This is a genomic window from Bosea sp. 685 (assembly GCF_031884435.1).
Classification (GTDB): domain Bacteria; phylum Pseudomonadota; class Alphaproteobacteria; order Rhizobiales; family Beijerinckiaceae; genus Allobosea.
This window is the reverse complement of the sequence record NZ_CP134779.1, coordinates 5,652,220-5,667,057: the sequence shown is the minus strand read 5'-3', so window position 1 is coordinate 5,667,057 and position 14,838 is coordinate 5,652,220. Positions and strand designations below refer to the sequence as shown.

14 protein-coding genes and 2 tRNA genes are annotated in these 14,838 nt (G+C 64.7%); 8 read left to right on the top strand and 8 right to left on the bottom strand.

The features are described 5' to 3' along the window. The first annotated feature begins 6 nt into the window (after positions 1 to 6). Positions 7 to 699 carry an ATP-binding protein gene (locus tag RMR04_RS27690; RefSeq protein ID WP_311911734.1) on the top strand — a complete coding sequence of 231 codons (693 nt, stop codon included), beginning with the start codon at positions 7 to 9 and terminating at the stop codon, positions 697 to 699. Between the two features lie 34 nt (positions 700 to 733). Here the strand turns inward: RMR04_RS27690 and RMR04_RS27685 are convergent. Further along, a tRNA-Gln gene (locus RMR04_RS27685) sits at positions 734 to 808 on the bottom strand. Between the two features lie 147 nt (positions 809 to 955). Between RMR04_RS27685 and RMR04_RS27680 the strand changes: the two genes are divergently transcribed. Continuing rightward, positions 956 to 1,032: transfer RNA gene (locus RMR04_RS27680), tRNA-Pro, on the top strand. A gap of 120 nt (positions 1,033 to 1,152) precedes the next feature. Here the strand turns inward: RMR04_RS27680 and RMR04_RS27675 are convergent. Next, positions 1,153 to 2,040: a hypothetical protein gene (locus RMR04_RS27675; RefSeq protein ID WP_311911733.1), complete on the bottom strand. Its 888-nt coding sequence runs from the start codon at positions 2,038 to 2,040 to the stop codon at positions 1,153 to 1,155. Positions 2,041 to 2,189: 149 nt separating this feature from the next. On the opposite strand from RMR04_RS27675, the gene RMR04_RS27670 reads away from it, so the two are divergent. Then, positions 2,190 to 2,816 carry a rhomboid family intramembrane serine protease gene (locus tag RMR04_RS27670; RefSeq protein ID WP_311911732.1) on the top strand — a complete coding sequence of 209 codons (627 nt, stop codon included), beginning with the start codon at positions 2,190 to 2,192 and terminating at the stop codon, positions 2,814 to 2,816. A gap of 190 nt (positions 2,817 to 3,006) precedes the next feature. Here the strand turns inward: RMR04_RS27670 and RMR04_RS27665 are convergent, their stop codons facing one another. Beyond that, the gene (locus RMR04_RS27665) at positions 3,007 to 3,171 is read right to left on the bottom strand and encodes a hypothetical protein (protein ID WP_311911731.1); all 165 of its coding nucleotides are present in this window, start codon (positions 3,169 to 3,171) and stop codon (positions 3,007 to 3,009) included. 409 nt (positions 3,172 to 3,580) lie between these two features. Here RMR04_RS27665 and RMR04_RS27660 point away from each other — a divergent pair, with 409 nt between their 5' ends. The 3 genes from RMR04_RS27660 (at position 3,581) to RMR04_RS27650 (ending at position 7,217) form a co-directional block, all read left to right on the top strand. Then, positions 3,581 to 5,314 (top strand): ATP-binding protein, encoded by a 1,734-nt coding sequence (locus RMR04_RS27660; RefSeq protein WP_311911730.1) that lies wholly within the window; start codon positions 3,581 to 3,583, stop codon positions 5,312 to 5,314. Positions 5,315 to 5,330: 16 nt separating this feature from the next. Beyond that, positions 5,331 to 6,941, top strand: a complete 1,611-nt coding sequence (locus tag RMR04_RS27655; RefSeq protein ID WP_311911729.1) for a putative bifunctional diguanylate cyclase/phosphodiesterase — start codon at positions 5,331 to 5,333, stop codon at positions 6,939 to 6,941. A 138-nt stretch (positions 6,942 to 7,079) separates the two neighbouring features. Continuing rightward, positions 7,080 to 7,217 (top strand): hypothetical protein, encoded by a 138-nt coding sequence (locus tag RMR04_RS27650; protein WP_158516171.1) that lies wholly within the window; start codon positions 7,080 to 7,082, stop codon positions 7,215 to 7,217. Between the two features lie 83 nt (positions 7,218 to 7,300). Here the strand turns inward: RMR04_RS27650 and RMR04_RS27645 are convergent, their stop codons facing one another. Then, positions 7,301 to 7,918: a biotin transporter BioY gene (locus RMR04_RS27645; protein WP_311911728.1), complete on the bottom strand. Its 618-nt coding sequence runs from the start codon at positions 7,916 to 7,918 to the stop codon at positions 7,301 to 7,303. A 135-nt stretch (positions 7,919 to 8,053) separates the two neighbouring features. Between RMR04_RS27645 and RMR04_RS27640 the strand changes: the two genes are divergently transcribed. Then, a complete protein-coding gene (locus RMR04_RS27640) occupies positions 8,054 to 8,968 on the top strand; it encodes an MBL fold metallo-hydrolase (RefSeq protein ID WP_311911727.1) in 915 nt (304 codons plus the stop codon). A 248-nt stretch (positions 8,969 to 9,216) separates the two neighbouring features. Here RMR04_RS27640 and RMR04_RS27635 read toward each other — a convergent pair whose 3' ends face one another. Further along, positions 9,217 to 9,993, bottom strand: a complete 777-nt coding sequence (locus RMR04_RS27635) for a DUF1499 domain-containing protein (RefSeq protein ID WP_311911726.1) — start codon at positions 9,991 to 9,993, stop codon at positions 9,217 to 9,219. 365 nt (positions 9,994 to 10,358) lie between these two features. On the opposite strand from RMR04_RS27635, the gene RMR04_RS27630 reads away from it, so the two are divergent. Next, entirely contained in the window at positions 10,359 to 11,144 is a 786-nt protein-coding gene (locus RMR04_RS27630) for an enoyl-CoA hydratase/isomerase family protein (protein WP_311911725.1), read from the top strand. 262 nt (positions 11,145 to 11,406) lie between these two features. Here RMR04_RS27630 and RMR04_RS27625 read toward each other — a convergent pair whose 3' ends face one another. From RMR04_RS27625 to RMR04_RS27615, 3 genes are read right to left on the bottom strand one after another with little or no spacing between them, the layout of a single operon-like run. Next, positions 11,407 to 13,029: an ABC transporter ATP-binding protein gene (locus tag RMR04_RS27625; RefSeq protein WP_311911724.1), complete on the bottom strand. Its 1,623-nt coding sequence runs from the start codon at positions 13,027 to 13,029 to the stop codon at positions 11,407 to 11,409. Next, a complete protein-coding gene (locus RMR04_RS27620; RefSeq protein ID WP_311911723.1) occupies positions 13,026 to 13,856 on the bottom strand; it encodes an ABC transporter permease in 831 nt (276 codons plus the stop codon). Before RMR04_RS27620 ends, RMR04_RS27625 begins: the two co-directional genes overlap by 4 nt. Positions 13,857 to 13,860: 4 nt before the next feature. Continuing rightward, complete coding sequence (locus RMR04_RS27615) at positions 13,861 to 14,838, bottom strand: ABC transporter permease (RefSeq protein ID WP_311911722.1); 978 nt, start codon at positions 14,836 to 14,838, stop codon at positions 13,861 to 13,863.

Below are 14,838 nucleotides of genomic sequence, written 5' to 3'. Positions count from 1 at the left end.
GCGATGATGGCGCTCGCGGCCGTCTCGCATGATCTGCGCACCCCGATCACGCGTTTGCGCCTGCGCTCCGAATTGCTCGATGACGAGGCGACGCGCGATCTCGTCGATGCCGACCTCTCCGAGATGGAGGGGATGATCGATTCGACGCTGGAATTCCTGCGCGGCGGCGACTCGAGCGAGGCTGCTCGCCCGATCAACATCGTCTCGGTGCTGGAAACCATCGTCGATGACGAGGCCGATCAGGGCCGCCGGATCACGCTGGATGCGCGCGCCCATGGCCGCGTCCTCGGCAGATTGCTCGCCCTGAAGCGGGCCTTCTGGAACATCGTCGGCAATGCGGTGAAATACGGCGACAGCGCCATCGTCGGGATCGCGGAGACGCCGACACAGTTCTCAATCACGGTCGAGGACGATGGTCCCGGCATGCCCGAGGCGCAGATGGAGCGCGTCTTCCAGCCCTTCGTGCGATTGGAGGAATCGCGCGGCCGCGAAACCGGTGGTTCGGGCCTGGGCCTGACGATCGCACGGGCCGTCGTCGCCTCCCATGGCGGCGAGATCGCGCTGGCGAATCGCCGTGAGGGCGGCCTGCGCGTGACGATTGCCCTGCCGAAACTGGATGTCTTCGCGCCTCAGCCGGCTGATGCGGCGCAGGATCGCCCTGCGCAATCAGGAGCGGCCGCTGAATCGCGATCGGTTTGACTGCGACGGCCGATTTGGCGGTCTTGCGGGGAATTGGCTGGGGCGGGAGGATTCGAACCTCCGAATGGCGGTACCAAAAACCGCTGCCTTACCACTTGGCGACGCCCCAACGTGCCGCGCCTTCTAGAACGCGGCGCAGCCGCGCGCAACCATTCGCACCGCGGCAGAATATCTCTTTGCAGAAATCGGCGTCACAATGCCCCGGATGCTGTTGCGCCCGCGCTCCACGCTGGCTATAAGCCCGGCACCAGTTGATCGGAGTGTGGCTCAGCCTGGTAGAGCACCTCGTTCGGGACGAGGGGGTCGCAGGTTCAAATCCTGCCACTCCGACCACTGGTTTTCCCGAATATTGTTGATTTTGCGCGAATTTCGGCCTTGGGCCGCCCTTTCTGGATACGACAGGGGCGGTATACATGGCATCTGCATTACGCAGGGCGAAGCTGTTGAGCTTGTTCAAGCCAGGGTCGGCTCAGCCCGTTGCTGTCGGCTAGCATTAACTTCGCCCTTGAACACGGACCTCAGGTCGATCCCGTCCGGGATGGCGATATTCCGAGCTAAGGTCGGAATGTCCTTCCAGTCCTTCTTCCCGTGGAGCGTCACCCTCTGCTCGATGCGCTGCGTCTTGCAGTGCGGACAGCCCTTAAGGGTGGAGGTGGCGAGGACCGTGCCCTCTTTGATCTGCTTATTGTCGGGATCGTATTGCAGCCATTCGGCGAATTCCGGCCCGTCGACAGGGTGCTTGAACAGGTTATCGTAGTAGGTGGAAAAGACCTCGTTGTCGTTGATGTGTTGTTTCCTCGTCGCGAGCGTCCTCAGGTAGCGAGAGCAGCTCTGGCAAACCGGATGGCGACGGAGGAAAAAGTAGGTCGCCACGCCACCGAGAATGAAGCCGACGAACTGGAAGGCAGCTAGCCAATAGCCGAATGATCCGACTGCACCCGTGTCAGTCTGAGCGCGTCCGACCCTCAGATGGGCCGACGTCAGGGTCAGGTCCATATATTCCGAGAACCCAATCCGGTCGGCGACGCGAACTCCATTCTGAAGCACGAGCGTGGAATACTCGCCGTAATAGATCGCCAACTGGGCCAGAGCCGCGACGACAATGACCTGCACCAGCAGGAACCATGTCGGTCGAGTGTGGAAGAGCAGGCTGCCGAAATAGTACCCGGAGGCAGCGGCGGCACCGGTGATCATCGCTCCGGCAGGGATGACGATCCAGACACTCAGCGAAAACAAGTTGAAGCCCGTGACGCGGCTGATAACCGTAACAAGAGCCACGGTGAGGGCGAATGACAGAGCACCGAACACTGCCACGCCGACGTGACCGCCAAAGTTCTTCACCAGCCTAGGCCCCATTCCCTTAGCACGGATAGCGTGTATCTTTTCGCTGTAATAGCGATGTCACGCAAACTGGTTTGTCAATGTTTCCTTACTCTGACAATCTTACCCATGCTTACCGGTCTCCGGCCGTTTGGGTTCTCCTAGTAGGAATGATCGCCGTAACTGCCGCTGACGAGTTCTCCAGCATGCACTGGGCGCTCATCACCAGCCTCGGGTTCACGCCGATCCAGTTCTCCGTCTACCCTTGGCGCAATCTGCACACCTTGATCACCGCGAGCTTTCTGCACGCCGACCTCTTTCACCTCGCGGGGAATTGCCTGTTCCTCTGGGTCTTCGGCCGTTCCTTGGAACGCCTGTTCGGGCCGTGGCGCTTCGTGCTGGTGTTTCCCTTCCTTGGTGTGATGGGTTTCATCGTTCACTGGCTGCTCGCACCGTCTTCCCGGTTTCCAGTCATCGGGGCATCGGGAGCGGTCTCGGCATTGCTCGGCGCATATCTCGTGCTGTTCCCTCACGCCCGGATGCGGACGCTCATTCTTCACCTTCCGCTTTGGAAGCGGATTACCCTGCCTGCTTGGGCATTCATTGGATACTGGGGCGGACTCCAATTGGTATCTCTGCTGCTCGGATCGGGACAGGTCGATGGCGTTGCCTATGCCGTCCATGTCGGAGCGCTCGCCTTCGGCATGATGGCTGCGGCGATTTGGAAGACGACCTATCCGGACGCTGATGAGGAGCTTGAGGCGTTCGTGCGGACATCGTTCGCAAGCAAGACCTGAGGGACGTAGCAGCCCCTCGTTTGTTGCAGAAATCGTAGTCGCTCGTCCTTGGCGATGACCACCAGCCTCGATGTGTTGAGGACACGCGAGCCCTTTCGCCTCATCTCGGGACGGTCAACGCTACCGGTTGCGTCGTGCGACTTGAGGTGGACTTCCCCTGGCTCTCGGATGGGAGCAGCCGCCTTCCGCTTCAGCGCACGAAGGCGACCTTGGCGAAAAGTGGAGACCAGCCGGTGCCGACAAGGCAGGCCGCCAGCGCGACCTTGAGCGCGTCGCCGATCAGGAAAGGCTGAACGCCGAAGGCGAAGCCGACGCCGGTCGTCCGCCTGCCATCTGCGCGCCGAGCGCGAACCACAGGCGGCCGAGGCCGAGCATCAGCGCCTCGGCTGTGAGCGGACCATCGCCGATACGTTGACCAGATTGCGCCGCACGCCGTCAGATGAAGAGCTAGTCGCTCAAACCGTGCCCATGCATCCTGCTCTCATCGTTCTTGCCTTCCTCGGGAAGGCTCCTGCTGGTTTCCTGTTCGTCGACGACCTCGTCCAGAATTAATGAATGACGTAAGGGCATGAAGAGCAGCGGGCTAGGAAGGGCAGGCTTAATGGTGCGGACACTCCAACATCAAACGGTTTTGTTTGCGCGAATCAGATCAACGTCTTCGTAAGCCCTTTCGTGCTTAATCCCTGGGCAGGCCGTTTTATGCCTGAAGGGGGCTTCTCTTGAACCAGCTTAGCGACGACCATGGAGGCCCGGCCTCCGCCAGAATGGCAGGTCCCGTCGGCCACGTTCTTTCCGTGCGCGGCTCCGAGGCCCAGATCGACCTGCCTGCGCCCTGGCCCGACAAGGGCGCGAGGGCGACCGTAGGCCGTTTCCTGGCAATCGATGCCGGCCCGCTGTCCCTCATTGGCATGATCACCGAGGTTTCGACGCGGCCTTCCGCTTCCGAAGCCGCCAGGGAGCACCGTGCGGTGGCGCGGGTCGCGCTGATGGGTGAAATCGTCAGCAATGCCAACGGATCGCAGTCCTTTCGCCGCGGTGTTTCCGACTATCCCGCTATCGGCGACGCGGCCCATCTCATCAGTCGCGAGCATCTTCGATTGATCTACACCCCCACAGGCCAACGCACGATCAATATCGGCCATCTCAACCACGACAGTTCCATCTCGGCCCATATCGACGTCGATAGCTTGATCTCCAAGCACTTCGCGATTTTGGGCTCCACCGGCGTGGGCAAATCCAGCGGCGTCACCGTCATCCTTCAGGAAATCCTCAACGCACGACCGGATGTGCGGATTTTCCTGCTCGATGGTCACAATGAGTATGGCCGTAGTTTCGGCGAACGGGCCAATGTCATCAGCCCCCGCAATCTGAAGCTGCCTTTCTGGCTGTTCAGCTTCGAGGAACTGACCGACGTCATCTATGGCGGCCGTCCCGCCGTGGCCGAGGAGTTGGAAATACTCTCCGAGCTGATCCCGATCGCCAAGAGTACCTACCTGCAATACAAGCCCGCCACCGATCGGCTCGGCTTCAAGAAAAGCAATCCCAAGCGCACCAGCTATACCGTGGATACACCGGTGCCCTATCTGCTGCAGGATCTGCTGGCGCTCATCGATGATCGCATGGGCAAGCTCGAGAACCGATCTTCGCGTATGAGCTATCATCGCTTGATGACGCGGATCGAGACCATCAAGAACGATCCGCGCTACGCCTTCATGTTTGAGAATGCCAGCGTCGGCGGCGACACCATGGTTGGCCTGCTTACTCATCTTTTCCGGCTCGAGCCCGACGGTAAGCCCATCAGCGTCATGCAGCTCGCCGGCTTGCCGGTGGAAGTCGTCGATGCGGTGGTCTGCGTGCTATGCCGGCTTGCCTTTGATTTCGGCCTATGGAGCGATGGCGCAATGCCGCTGCTCTTTGTCTGCGAGGAAGCACACCGCTACGCTGCTGCCGATCACAGCCTGGGGTTTGGCCCGACCCGCCGCGCCCTAGCCCGCATCGCCAAGGAGGGCCGCAAATACGGCGTCTTCCTCGGCCTCGTCACCCAGCGGCCGGCTGAGCTCGATCCCACCATCATCTCGCAATGCTCCACCCTGCTGGCGATGCGTATGGCCAACGACCACGATCAAGCGCTGCTCCGCTCGGCGGTCGCCGATGCTGGAGCAAACTTGCTCGATTTCGTTCCCTCCCTCGGCACCGGCGAGGTGGTCGGCTTCGGCGAGGGCATGCCGATGCCGGCCCGCCTGACCTTTCGGCGGCTGGAGGAAACGGCGGTGCCCCGCAGCGAATCCACCGCCCCTTCGGCCATTGACGCCGAGGTGGCGACGCAGCGCGAGTTCATTACAACGGTCGTTGCGCGGTGGCGCGGCACTGTGAAGGACGAGGAGGCCAATGTCGCCCCTGTCCGAGAGCCTCCGGCACCCGACAGCTCCGGTGAATTGCCGGGCTCCGGCGTCTCGCGCCTGCTGGAAGACGCGCGCCTGCAGATTCTCAAGCGCTAGCTGCGACAGATCGCAAATGACCGCGTCGATCGACTTCGCCACGCTGCTGGACGTTCTTGACGGCCTTCCGGTCGGAATTGCGGCCGCAAGCCAGCACATATCGATCTATTCGAACCGCCAGGGCTTAGCTCATGCCGCCTTGCCGGCGGGCCAGCGGGATGCCGCGCTGGCTGGTCGCACCATCAATGTGCAGCAATTCTCGCTTTCCATCGGTGGGGTGCCACATCAGGTGCGCCTTTCCCTTGACGTCACCGAACAGCGCGCGCTTGAGGACGACCTCTTCAGGCGTGCCTATTTCGACGATCTCACCGGTTTACCCAATAGAGGCCTGCTTGAGCGCAGCGTGGCCGCGCTGACGGCATCGGATCCCGAACAGAGCTTCGCCCTCGCCTTTCTCGATCTCGATGGCTTCAAGAATATCAACGACTATTACGGACATGCCGTCGGCGACGCGCTGTTGGTCAAGGTCGCCCGGCGCCTCAGCGGCGAACTGCGCCCCTGCGATCTGATGGCGCGTGTGGGGGGTGACGAATTCGTGTTGCTGCTCTCGCCCTCCGGGCCGATGGAAGAGATCGCCGCCAGGGTCGAACATTTCCTCTCCCGGCTGAAGGAGCCCTACTTCATCGAGGGCAGCGAGATCCTCACCTCCGCCTCGGTCGGCGTCAGCCTCTACCCTGCCGACGGCTGCTCCTATGACGCGCTCTGCTCCAACGCGGACCGAGCGATGTACCGGATCAAGGGCACCACCAAAGGCAGCGTGCAGTTCTTCAGCCCCGGGGTTGATCACGCCGCGAGCGAACGGATGAAGATCGAGCAGCGACTTCGGCTAGCCGTTCGAGACCGACGCCTCCGCTGCGCCTATCAACCGAAGTTCGATTTTCGCTCGAACGAAGTTGTCGGCGTCGAGGTGCTGCTGCGTTGGATAGACGAGGAGGGCGCGATCCACCCGCCGGGTGACTTCGTCAATCTGGCGGTGGAGCTGGGGCTCATGGACGAGATCACGCATCTCGTTCTTGCCGAAGCAACAGGCGCAATCGATCGTATCGACGGTGCGTTCGGCGCGACCTCGACCATCAGCCTCAACGTCGCCGCGCGTCAGGCGGACGAGCCCGTATTCATGCGCTCGCTGGTCGACGCTATCGAAGCCACCGGCTGTGCCCCACGTTTCATGATCGAGCTGACCGAGGAAGCGTTTCTGTCGAAGAGTCGGTTCCAGACGCAGGTCCTGCCGATGATCCGAGAGATCGGAGCGCGCGTTTCCATTGATGATTTTGGCGTCGGATATTCGTCGCTGGCAGCGCTCGCTGACATCACGGCCGACGAGATCAAGGTGGATCGTTCATTCATCACCGCAATTCACCAGCGCCCGCGCAGCCAAAGCATTCTGAAGACAATTGAATCGCTGGCCGAAGCGCTGGACATGTCAATCATCGTGGAGGGCGTCGAAACGGTTGAGGAGCTTCTCTACCTCCAAGCCGCCACGCGCATCCGACTCGCGCAGGGTTACTATTTCGCGAAACCCATGTTCCTCGATGAAATCACAGTCAGGACACTCGACCTCTCCTCGCGGCAGGTGCCCGCTCCATTGCGCAGTCCGCTGGTCCGCGCGGTCGGCTATCGGTCGTAAACCTACAAGCGACGTGCTCTGATTCCAGCGGTGGCGCTATCTCGATTCAAGCTCCGAGCAGCCAGCAGCATTTCCATGATGGCGAAGCGCGGTCAGGCCCTGTAGGCTGCGGGCCAATTCAGCAGCGGTCTCGACATCATGAAGCGTAAGCGTCTCTTCCAGATCATCGGCATTCTCGGCTTGGCGACCATGCTGGCGGCCTGCGACAAATGCGGCGAAACGCTGCGGCCGTTCAACATGCCCAAGAGCTGCGGCGATTCGCGCCCGGCCGGCTGAGCCCCTAGACCACCGCCTCGACACCACGACATGAAAAAGGCCGGGGTTTCCCCCGGCCTTCACATTGCGTTGCTGCGTGCGGTTCAGCCGCGACGCTGGAGCATCGACCAGCCAGTGCCGACAAAGCAGGCCGCCAGCGCGACCTTGAGCGCGTCGCCGAGCAGGAAGGGCTGAACGCCGAAGGCGAAGGCCTTGGCGAAACCGACGCCGGTCACGCCGCCGGCCATCTGCGCACCGAGCGCCAGCCACAGGCAGCCGAGGCCGAGCATCAGCGCCTCGGCCGTGAGCAAACCGACGACGAGACGGGTCAAGGAGGCGCCGCGCGCGGCCGCCCAGCCGGCAACGGCCGCCGCCAGAACGAAGCCGACGAGGAAGCCGCCGGTCGGCCCCACCAGGTAGAGCGGGCCGGCCGCGACCGGAGGCGTATTGGTGAAGACCGGCAGGCCGGCCAGGCCATAGCCGATGTAGAGCGCAACCGTGGCCGCGCCGAGCCGCGAGCCATAGGCCGCGCCCAGGCCCAGCACCGCCAGCGTCTGCAGCGTCATCGGCACCGGCCAGAACGGCACCTTGATCTTGGCGGCGAGCACAAGCAGCAGGCTGCCGGCGACGGCGAGCGCGATGTTGCGGGCCATGGCCGCACGCGGATTCGAGACCGCCGGAAGCGCCGCATGGACGAGGGTGGGAGCTTGAAGGGGGAGCATGTCTGCCATCCGCGTTGGATCCTGTTCAGCAGGGCCGCGCCGCGCGACCATCTTTCGCGTCTATAGGAAATGCGGCAAAGCCTCACAAGCGCGCGGCAAGTGCGCGGATGGGCAGCCCGGAGCGCAAGGCGAGGCATGAGCGACGAGATCGAGTTCGACAGGACGGCCACGACCCCGCCGGGCGAGATCGCGGAGCTTTCGCGATTGGTCCGGCGCGTCATCGCTGGGAATGGCGGGCCGATGACCTTCACCGGCACCTGTACCTATATCGTCGGGCGCGGCCGGGTCGCGATCATCGATCCGGGGCCGGACGACCCAGCCCATGTCGCGCGCTTGCTCGCCGCGGTCGCGGGTGAGACCGTGACCGACATCGTCGTCACCCACACCCATCGTGACCATTCGCCCGCCGTCCCTGCCGTCAAGGCGGCGACGGGCGCGCGCATCGTCGGTTGCGGCCCGCATCGCGCGGCGCGCGAATTGGCGCTGGGCGAGGCGAATCCACTCGATGCCGCGGCTGACCGCACCTATGCACCCGATCTACTGATGCGCGACGGCGACCATGTCTCAGGTCCCGGCTGGACGCTGGCGGCGGTCGATACCCCCGGCCATACCGCCAACCATGTCGCCTTCACCCTTGCCGAGGAGGCGAGCCTGTTCTCGGGCGACCATATCATGGCCTGGTCGACGAGCATCGTCGCTCCGCCCGATGGCTCGATGGCGGCCTATATGGCCTCGGTCGAAAAGCTGCGCGGCATGGAGCACCGGCTCTACTGGCCCGGCCATGGCGGTCCCGTCATGGAGCCGCAACGCTTCCTGCGCGGCCTGGTGCAGCATCGCCGCCAGCGCGAGGCGGCGATCCTCAACCGATTGAGCGTGGGCGACGAGCGCATCGCCTTGATGGTGCCGGCGATCTATCAGGGCCTCGCCCCGGCCTTGCACGGAGCGGCCGGTCTGTCGGTGCTGGCGCAGCTGGAGGATCTCGTCCTGCGCGGCGTCGTCTCCTGCGACGATGCCCTGCCGCTGCTGACGAGCCGCTACCGGCGAATCTGAGCTCAGAGCCCGTTTGGAACGCGAGGGCCGTTTATCCTCGGAATCTCGCCGTCATCCCGGACAAGCGGCGAAGCCGCGCCGATCCGGGATCCATTCCTGAGCCTAATCAGGCAGCGCTCCGGCATGGATCCCGGGTCTACGCTTCGCTACGCCCGGGATGACGGCGTGTAGGTGGACAGGACAGAGCCATCACCGGAGCCTCAGGATGCGCAACAGTGCGAATCGATCGTTCGCATCCTGTTCCGACTCTAGCGAGTCTCGACCAGCGATTCGACCTCCTCGGCGAAGGCCGCGATGCGCGCGGCGTTGGCGCCGAGATCATGGTTGCCGAGGCGCGAGGCCGAACGGATATCGATCCGGCTGCCATCGACGCGCGGGCGCACCCGGATGGTGATGTCGTCGGAGAAGCGCAGCAGGCGCGTGCGCGCCACCGCCTCGATGCGGCCGGCCCCACTGCGCCCGCCCGGTCGCGCCGATTCGAGCACCTGCCAGCCGCGATTGAGCGCCGCGCGCCTGGCGATGTCGAAAGCCATCTCCGCCGGCACCTCCAGGACGATCGGCAAGGTCTTGGGATAGGCTTGGCGCTGAGCTCGCCGCTGCTCGGGCGAAATATCGGGCGGTATGAGGCCCTTGCGCGCATCGAGCGCGACGCGCGAGCGGCTGAAGGCGGGCGGGTCGTCGATATCGGTCGAGATGTCGTTCAGGGCCGGCAGCGTAACGAGCTTGAAGCCGACATAGCCCACTGGTGCGAGCAGCAGGAGGGCGAGGGCGAAAGCCTGCGCCGCCATGCCGACGCCGCGATGGCCGGACTGCCAGATGCGGATGAAGGCCAAGACCGACAAGAGCAGCGCGAGCAGCACGAAGCCATAGGCGCCGGCAATCGGAGCGAGCCCCTGCAGGCTCGGCTCGCCCGCCCGGAACACCAGCACCGACAGCAGCAGGACCGCGAGCGAGAACCAGGCCAGCCGCCGGCTCCACAGCGCGGCGCGCGAGACAGGCTCCTCGAAGACGAGACGGCGATGCATCGCCTTTAGGTGACGCTGCGGCGGCCGGAAGGCAAGGCCGGCGATGGATTCTCCGGCCGTCGGCTAGAGTCCGTTTGGACACTCGGTAAGCCCTCATCCTGAGGAGCCGCGTAGCGGCGTCTCGAAGGATGCTCCAGATATCTTCGGAGCCTCTTGGAGCATCCTTCGAGGCGCCATTTCCAGCAGCATTGGCCCGAAATGTGGGAACCGGTTTTCGGGACAAGCCGATGCAGGATCAAAGCCCTACAACATCAGGCCGAATACGATATTCGGCGTGATGTTGTAGGGGGAATGGCTCCTCGGGATGCGGGCTCGCGGAGTGTCCAAACGGGCTCAAGGGCGGATAACAGGGAAGGATGCAGATCATGTCTGAGGCGCCGGTCACCGCGACATTCGATGCGGCAAGTGGCATCGCCCGCATCACCTTCAACCGTCCCGATGTGCTGAACGCCATCGATGTCGCGACCGCGACGGCCTTTCGGGAGGCTGTCTCCAACGCCGTCGCGCAGGCTGGATTGCGCTGCATCGTGCTCGCCGGTGCAGGGCGCGCTTTCGTGGCTGGCGGCGATGTCGCGAGTTTCGGCGACGCGCCGGCTCAGGTCGTTGACGCCCTGCTCGGAGCGCTCCACCCTGCGATCCTCGCCTTGCGCGCCTGCCCCGCGCCCGTCCTTGCCGTCGTGCAGGGGCCGGCTGCCGGTGCGGGTCTGAGCATCGCGCTCAGCGCCGACATCCTGCTGGCGAGCGACAAGGCCCGCTTCGTCATCGCCTATGACCGCATCGGCGCGCCGCCCGATTGCGGTGGTACCTGGTTCCTGCCGCGCAAGGTCGGGCGCGGACGCGCCTTCGCCATGATGCTGCTCGGGCAGGTTCTCGATGCGCAGGCCGCGCTCGCAGCCGGCATCGTCACCGAGGTCGTGCCGCAAGCCGAGCTCGACAGCCGCGCAGGCGAGATCGCCGCACGCATCGCAGCGGGCCCGACGGCGGCCTATGGCAGCTTCAAGCGCCTGATCGACGATGCGCTCGCCGCGCCATTGGAGGCGCATCTGGAGAGCGAGCGCCGGCGTTTTCTGGAGGCGACGCTGACGCAGGATTTCCGCGAGGGCGTCGCGGCCTTCCTCGGCAAGCGCGAACCGGTCTTCCGCGGGCTATGAGACGTCCGCGATAGCGGCAGAGCAGTTTACGCCGTCACGGCCTCCAGAGTTGGCCGATGGCGCTGTCCTCCGCCGTCATTCCGGGACATGGCGGAGCCATGGGCCCGGAACCCAGAACCGATGCGGGTCGTCGTGAAGCGAGCCGGTACCCCGAGCCTTCTCGAGCAGCGGTATCGGTTCTGGGTTCCGGGCTCGATCCTTCGGATCGCCCCGGAATGACGGCGGCGGCTCAGCCATAAGTCGGGGCCAAACGCCGTCAGTATTATGCCGTCACGGCCTCGCGCTTCAATCCGAAGTCGCGGCCGGGAATCGAGGCGAGCAGCGCGCGCGTATAAGCGTGCTGCGGGTTGCCGAAGACCTCGCCGATGAGGCCGGCCTCGACAACCTCACCGCTCTTCATCACCGCGACGAGATCGCAGACCTGCGCCGCGACGCGCAGGTCATGGGTGATGAAGACGATCGAGAGACCCAGTCGCTGGCGCAGCTCCGCCAGGAGCTTCAGCACCTGCGCCTGCACGGAGACGTCGAGCGCCGAGACGGGCTCGTCCGCTACCAGCACATCCGGCTCCAGCGCCAGGGCACGCGCAAGGCCGATCCTCTGGCGCTGGCCGCCGGAGAACTCATGCGGATAGCGGTCGGTCGCTGAAGGGTCGAGCCCGACCAGCGCGAAGAGCTCCCTGGCGCGGGCCAGAGCCTGCGCGCGCGGCGTGCCATGCACGATCAGCCCCTGCGCCACCAATTCACCGGCCTTGCGGCGGGGATTGAGCGAGGCGAACGGGTCCTGGAACACCATCTGGATATGGCGGGTCTCGGCCCGCATCTCCTCGCGGCTCAGGCAGGCGAGATCGCGGCCGTTCAGGCGGATCTCGCCGCTGTCCGGATCGATCAGCCGCACGAGGCAGCGCGCGAGCGTCGATTTGCCGGAGCCGGACTCGCCGACGATGCCGAGCGTGCCGCCCTTGGGCAGCACCAGCGAGACATCCTTGACCGCATGGGTCACGCGCTGCCCGCGTCCGAGGAAACCGCCGGTGCGATAGGTCTTGGAGACATGCTCCATGCTCAGAGTCGGCTCGGCCGAAAGCGCGCGCGGCGGCGGCGCTTTGAGCGGCGGTACGGCCGCGATGAGCTGCCTGGTATAGGCGTGTTGCGGGTTCTCCAGCACGGCGCTGACGCTGCCTTGCTCGACGACGCGGCCCTGGCTCATCACCGCGACCCGATCGGCGATCTCGGCGACGACGCCGAAATCATGGGTGATGAACAGCACGGCCGTGCCTTTGCGCTTCTGCAGGTCGCGGATCAGCTCGAGGATCTGCGCCTGCGTCGTCACGTCGAGCGCCGTTGTCGGCTCGTCGGCGATCAGCAGTTTCGGATCGAGCGCCAGCGCCATCGCGATCATGGCGCGCTGGCGCTGGCCGCCGGAGAGTTCGTGCGGATAGGCTTTTGCGGCGAGCGCGGGATCGGGAATGCGCACTTCTTCGAGCAGCGCCAGCACGCGCGCGCCGATCTCGGCTTTCGAGAGCTGCGTGTGGATCTCGAACATCTCGCCGATCTGGTCGCCGATCGAGCGCAGCGGATTCAGCGCCGTCATCGGCTCCTGGAAGATCATCGCGATGCCGGCGCCGCGCACCCTACGCATCTGCGCCTCGCTGACGCCGGCGAGATCGTGCCCCTCGAACAGGATCCGCCCGCCATCGATTGCGACCCCGCCCGGCAGCAGCCGCATGATCGCATTGGCGGTCATCGACTTGCCGGAGCCGGATTCGCCGACGACGCAGAGAATTTCATTTGCGGCGACCGAAAGCGTCACCTCCGTCATGGCGTGCGAGCGGTCCGCGCCCTTCGGCAGCTTCACGCTGACGGCGTCGAGAACGAGGATCGGGCTCATCGACCTCTGAGCCTCGGGTTGAGCGCGTCATTGAGACCCTGGCCGACCAGCGAGACGGCGAGCACGGTGACGAGGATCGCGATGCCGGGAATGGCCGAGACATACCATTGCACCCGCAGTACATCGCGGCCGGCGCCGATCAGATTGCCCCAGGAGGCGACATTCGGGTCCGACAGCTTGAGGAAGGCGAGCGCGCTTTCCAGCAGGATCGCGACCGCCATCACGACGCTGGCATAGACGATGACCGGGGGCAGGGCGTTGGGCAGGATCTCGCCGAAGATCAGCTTGGCGTCCTTGAGGCCGAGCGTGCGCCCGGCCTGGACGAATTCGCGATTGCGCAGCGACAGGAATTCGGCGCGCGTCAACCGCGCCGAGGCAGGCCAGGAGACGATACCGATCGCGACCGTCACGGTGGTGATGGTCGAGCCGAAGACCGCGACCAGAACCAGCAGCAGCAGGAAATTCGGCAGCGTCTGGAAGGCTTCGGTGATGCGCATCAGCGCGGTATCGACCCAGCCGCCATAATAGCCGGCGAAGGCGCCGATGGTGATGCCGATCATGATCGAGATCACTGTGGCGACCACGCCGATCAGGAGCGAGATGCGTGCGCCGTGGAAGATCTGGGCGGCGATGTCGCGGCCGGAATTGTCGGTGCCGAGCAGGAAGCGCGGGTTGCTGAACGGCCAGACCAGCGGCCGCCCGGCCAGCGCCAGCGGATCCTTCGGATAAAGCCAGCCGGCGCTGGCGGCCATGGCGAGCACGGCGAGCAACAGCAACAGGCCGATGATGGCCGAGGGGCTGCGGAGATAGAGTTTCACCAGTGCCATCGCCTCAGGCCCCCGTGGTGATGCGCGGGTCGAGCCGGGCATAGAGCAGGTCGACGATGAAATTGACCGCGATCACCAGCAGCGCCGAAACGAAGACGATGCCGAGCAAGGTGTTGAGGTCGCGCTGCACCACCGATTCATAGGCGAGCCGGCCCAAGCCCGGCAGCGAGAACACGCTCTCGACCACGACCGAGCCGCCCAGCATCGTGCCGGCTTGCAGGCCGATCAGCGTCACCATCGGCAGGAGCGCGTTGCGCAGGACATGGCGCACCACGACCCGCGTCTCGTCCATGCCCTTGGCCCGGGCCGTGCGGACGAAATCGAGGTTCAGCACCTCCAGCATCGAGCCGCGCATGATGCGCAGATAGATCGCCATGTAGAACAGGCCGAGCGTCAGCGTCGGCAAGACGAGGTGCTGCGCAATGTCGAGCAGCCGCGACAGGCCGGTATGGGCGATCGTGATGTCCTCGAACCCGCCGGCCGGAAGCCATTGCAGGTAGATCGCGAAGACGACGATCGCCATTAACCCGAACCAGAAGGTCGGCATCGCGTAGAAGACGAGGCCGAGCGTCGAGATCAGCGTGTCCGGCCAGCGGTTGACGCCGCGCGCGGCGACGACGCCCAGGATCAGCCCGAAGAAGAAGGCAAGCGAGAGCGAGGCGGTCATCAGCAGGATCGTCGCCGGCAGCCGCTCCGCGATCACGGTCGCGACCGGCTTGCCGTAAATCGCGGAGAAGCCGAGATCGAACCGGACCAACCGCCAGAGATAATTGCCGAGCTGGGCCCAGACCGAGAGGTCCAGGCCATAGAACCGGCGCAGCTCGCGGGCGGTCGCCGCATCGCCGCCGCCCATCTGCGCCATCATCGCATCGACCGTGTCGCCCGGTGCGAATTGCAACAGCAGGAACACGCCGATCAGGATCAGGACCAGCGTCGGGATCGAGGCGGCAAGCCGCCGCCCCGCTAGGACGAGAACGCGCAT

Bases quoted from the DNA above. Each gene is read 5' to 3' on its own strand.
- RMR04_RS27690 (WP_311911734.1), top strand. From the start codon at position 7: ATGGCGCTCGCGGCCGTCTCGCATGATCTGCGCACCCCGATCACGCGT.
- RMR04_RS27670 (WP_311911732.1), top strand. From the start codon at position 2,190: ATGATCGCCGTAACTGCCGCTGACGAGTTCTCCAGCATGCACTGGGCG.
- RMR04_RS27660 (WP_311911730.1), top strand. From the start codon at position 3,581: ATGGCAGGTCCCGTCGGCCACGTTCTTTCCGTGCGCGGCTCCGAGGCC.
- RMR04_RS27655 (WP_311911729.1), top strand. From the start codon at position 5,331: ATGACCGCGTCGATCGACTTCGCCACGCTGCTGGACGTTCTTGACGGC.
- RMR04_RS27650 (WP_158516171.1), top strand. From the start codon at position 7,080: ATGAAGCGTAAGCGTCTCTTCCAGATCATCGGCATTCTCGGCTTGGCG.
- RMR04_RS27645 (WP_311911728.1), bottom strand. From the start codon at position 7,918: ATGCTCCCCCTTCAAGCTCCCACCCTCGTCCATGCGGCGCTTCCGGCG.
- RMR04_RS27640 (WP_311911727.1), top strand. From the start codon at position 8,054: ATGAGCGACGAGATCGAGTTCGACAGGACGGCCACGACCCCGCCGGGC.
- RMR04_RS27635 (WP_311911726.1), bottom strand. From the start codon at position 9,993: ATGCATCGCCGTCTCGTCTTCGAGGAGCCTGTCTCGCGCGCCGCGCTG.
- RMR04_RS27630 (WP_311911725.1), top strand. From the start codon at position 10,359: ATGTCTGAGGCGCCGGTCACCGCGACATTCGATGCGGCAAGTGGCATC.
- RMR04_RS27625 (WP_311911724.1), bottom strand. From the start codon at position 13,029: ATGAGCCCGATCCTCGTTCTCGACGCCGTCAGCGTGAAGCTGCCGAAG.
- RMR04_RS27620 (WP_311911723.1), bottom strand. From the start codon at position 13,856: ATGGCACTGGTGAAACTCTATCTCCGCAGCCCCTCGGCCATCATCGGC.
- RMR04_RS27615 (WP_311911722.1), bottom strand. From the start codon at position 14,838: ATGCGCGTTCTCGTCCTAGCGGGGCGGCGGCTTGCCGCCTCGATCCCG.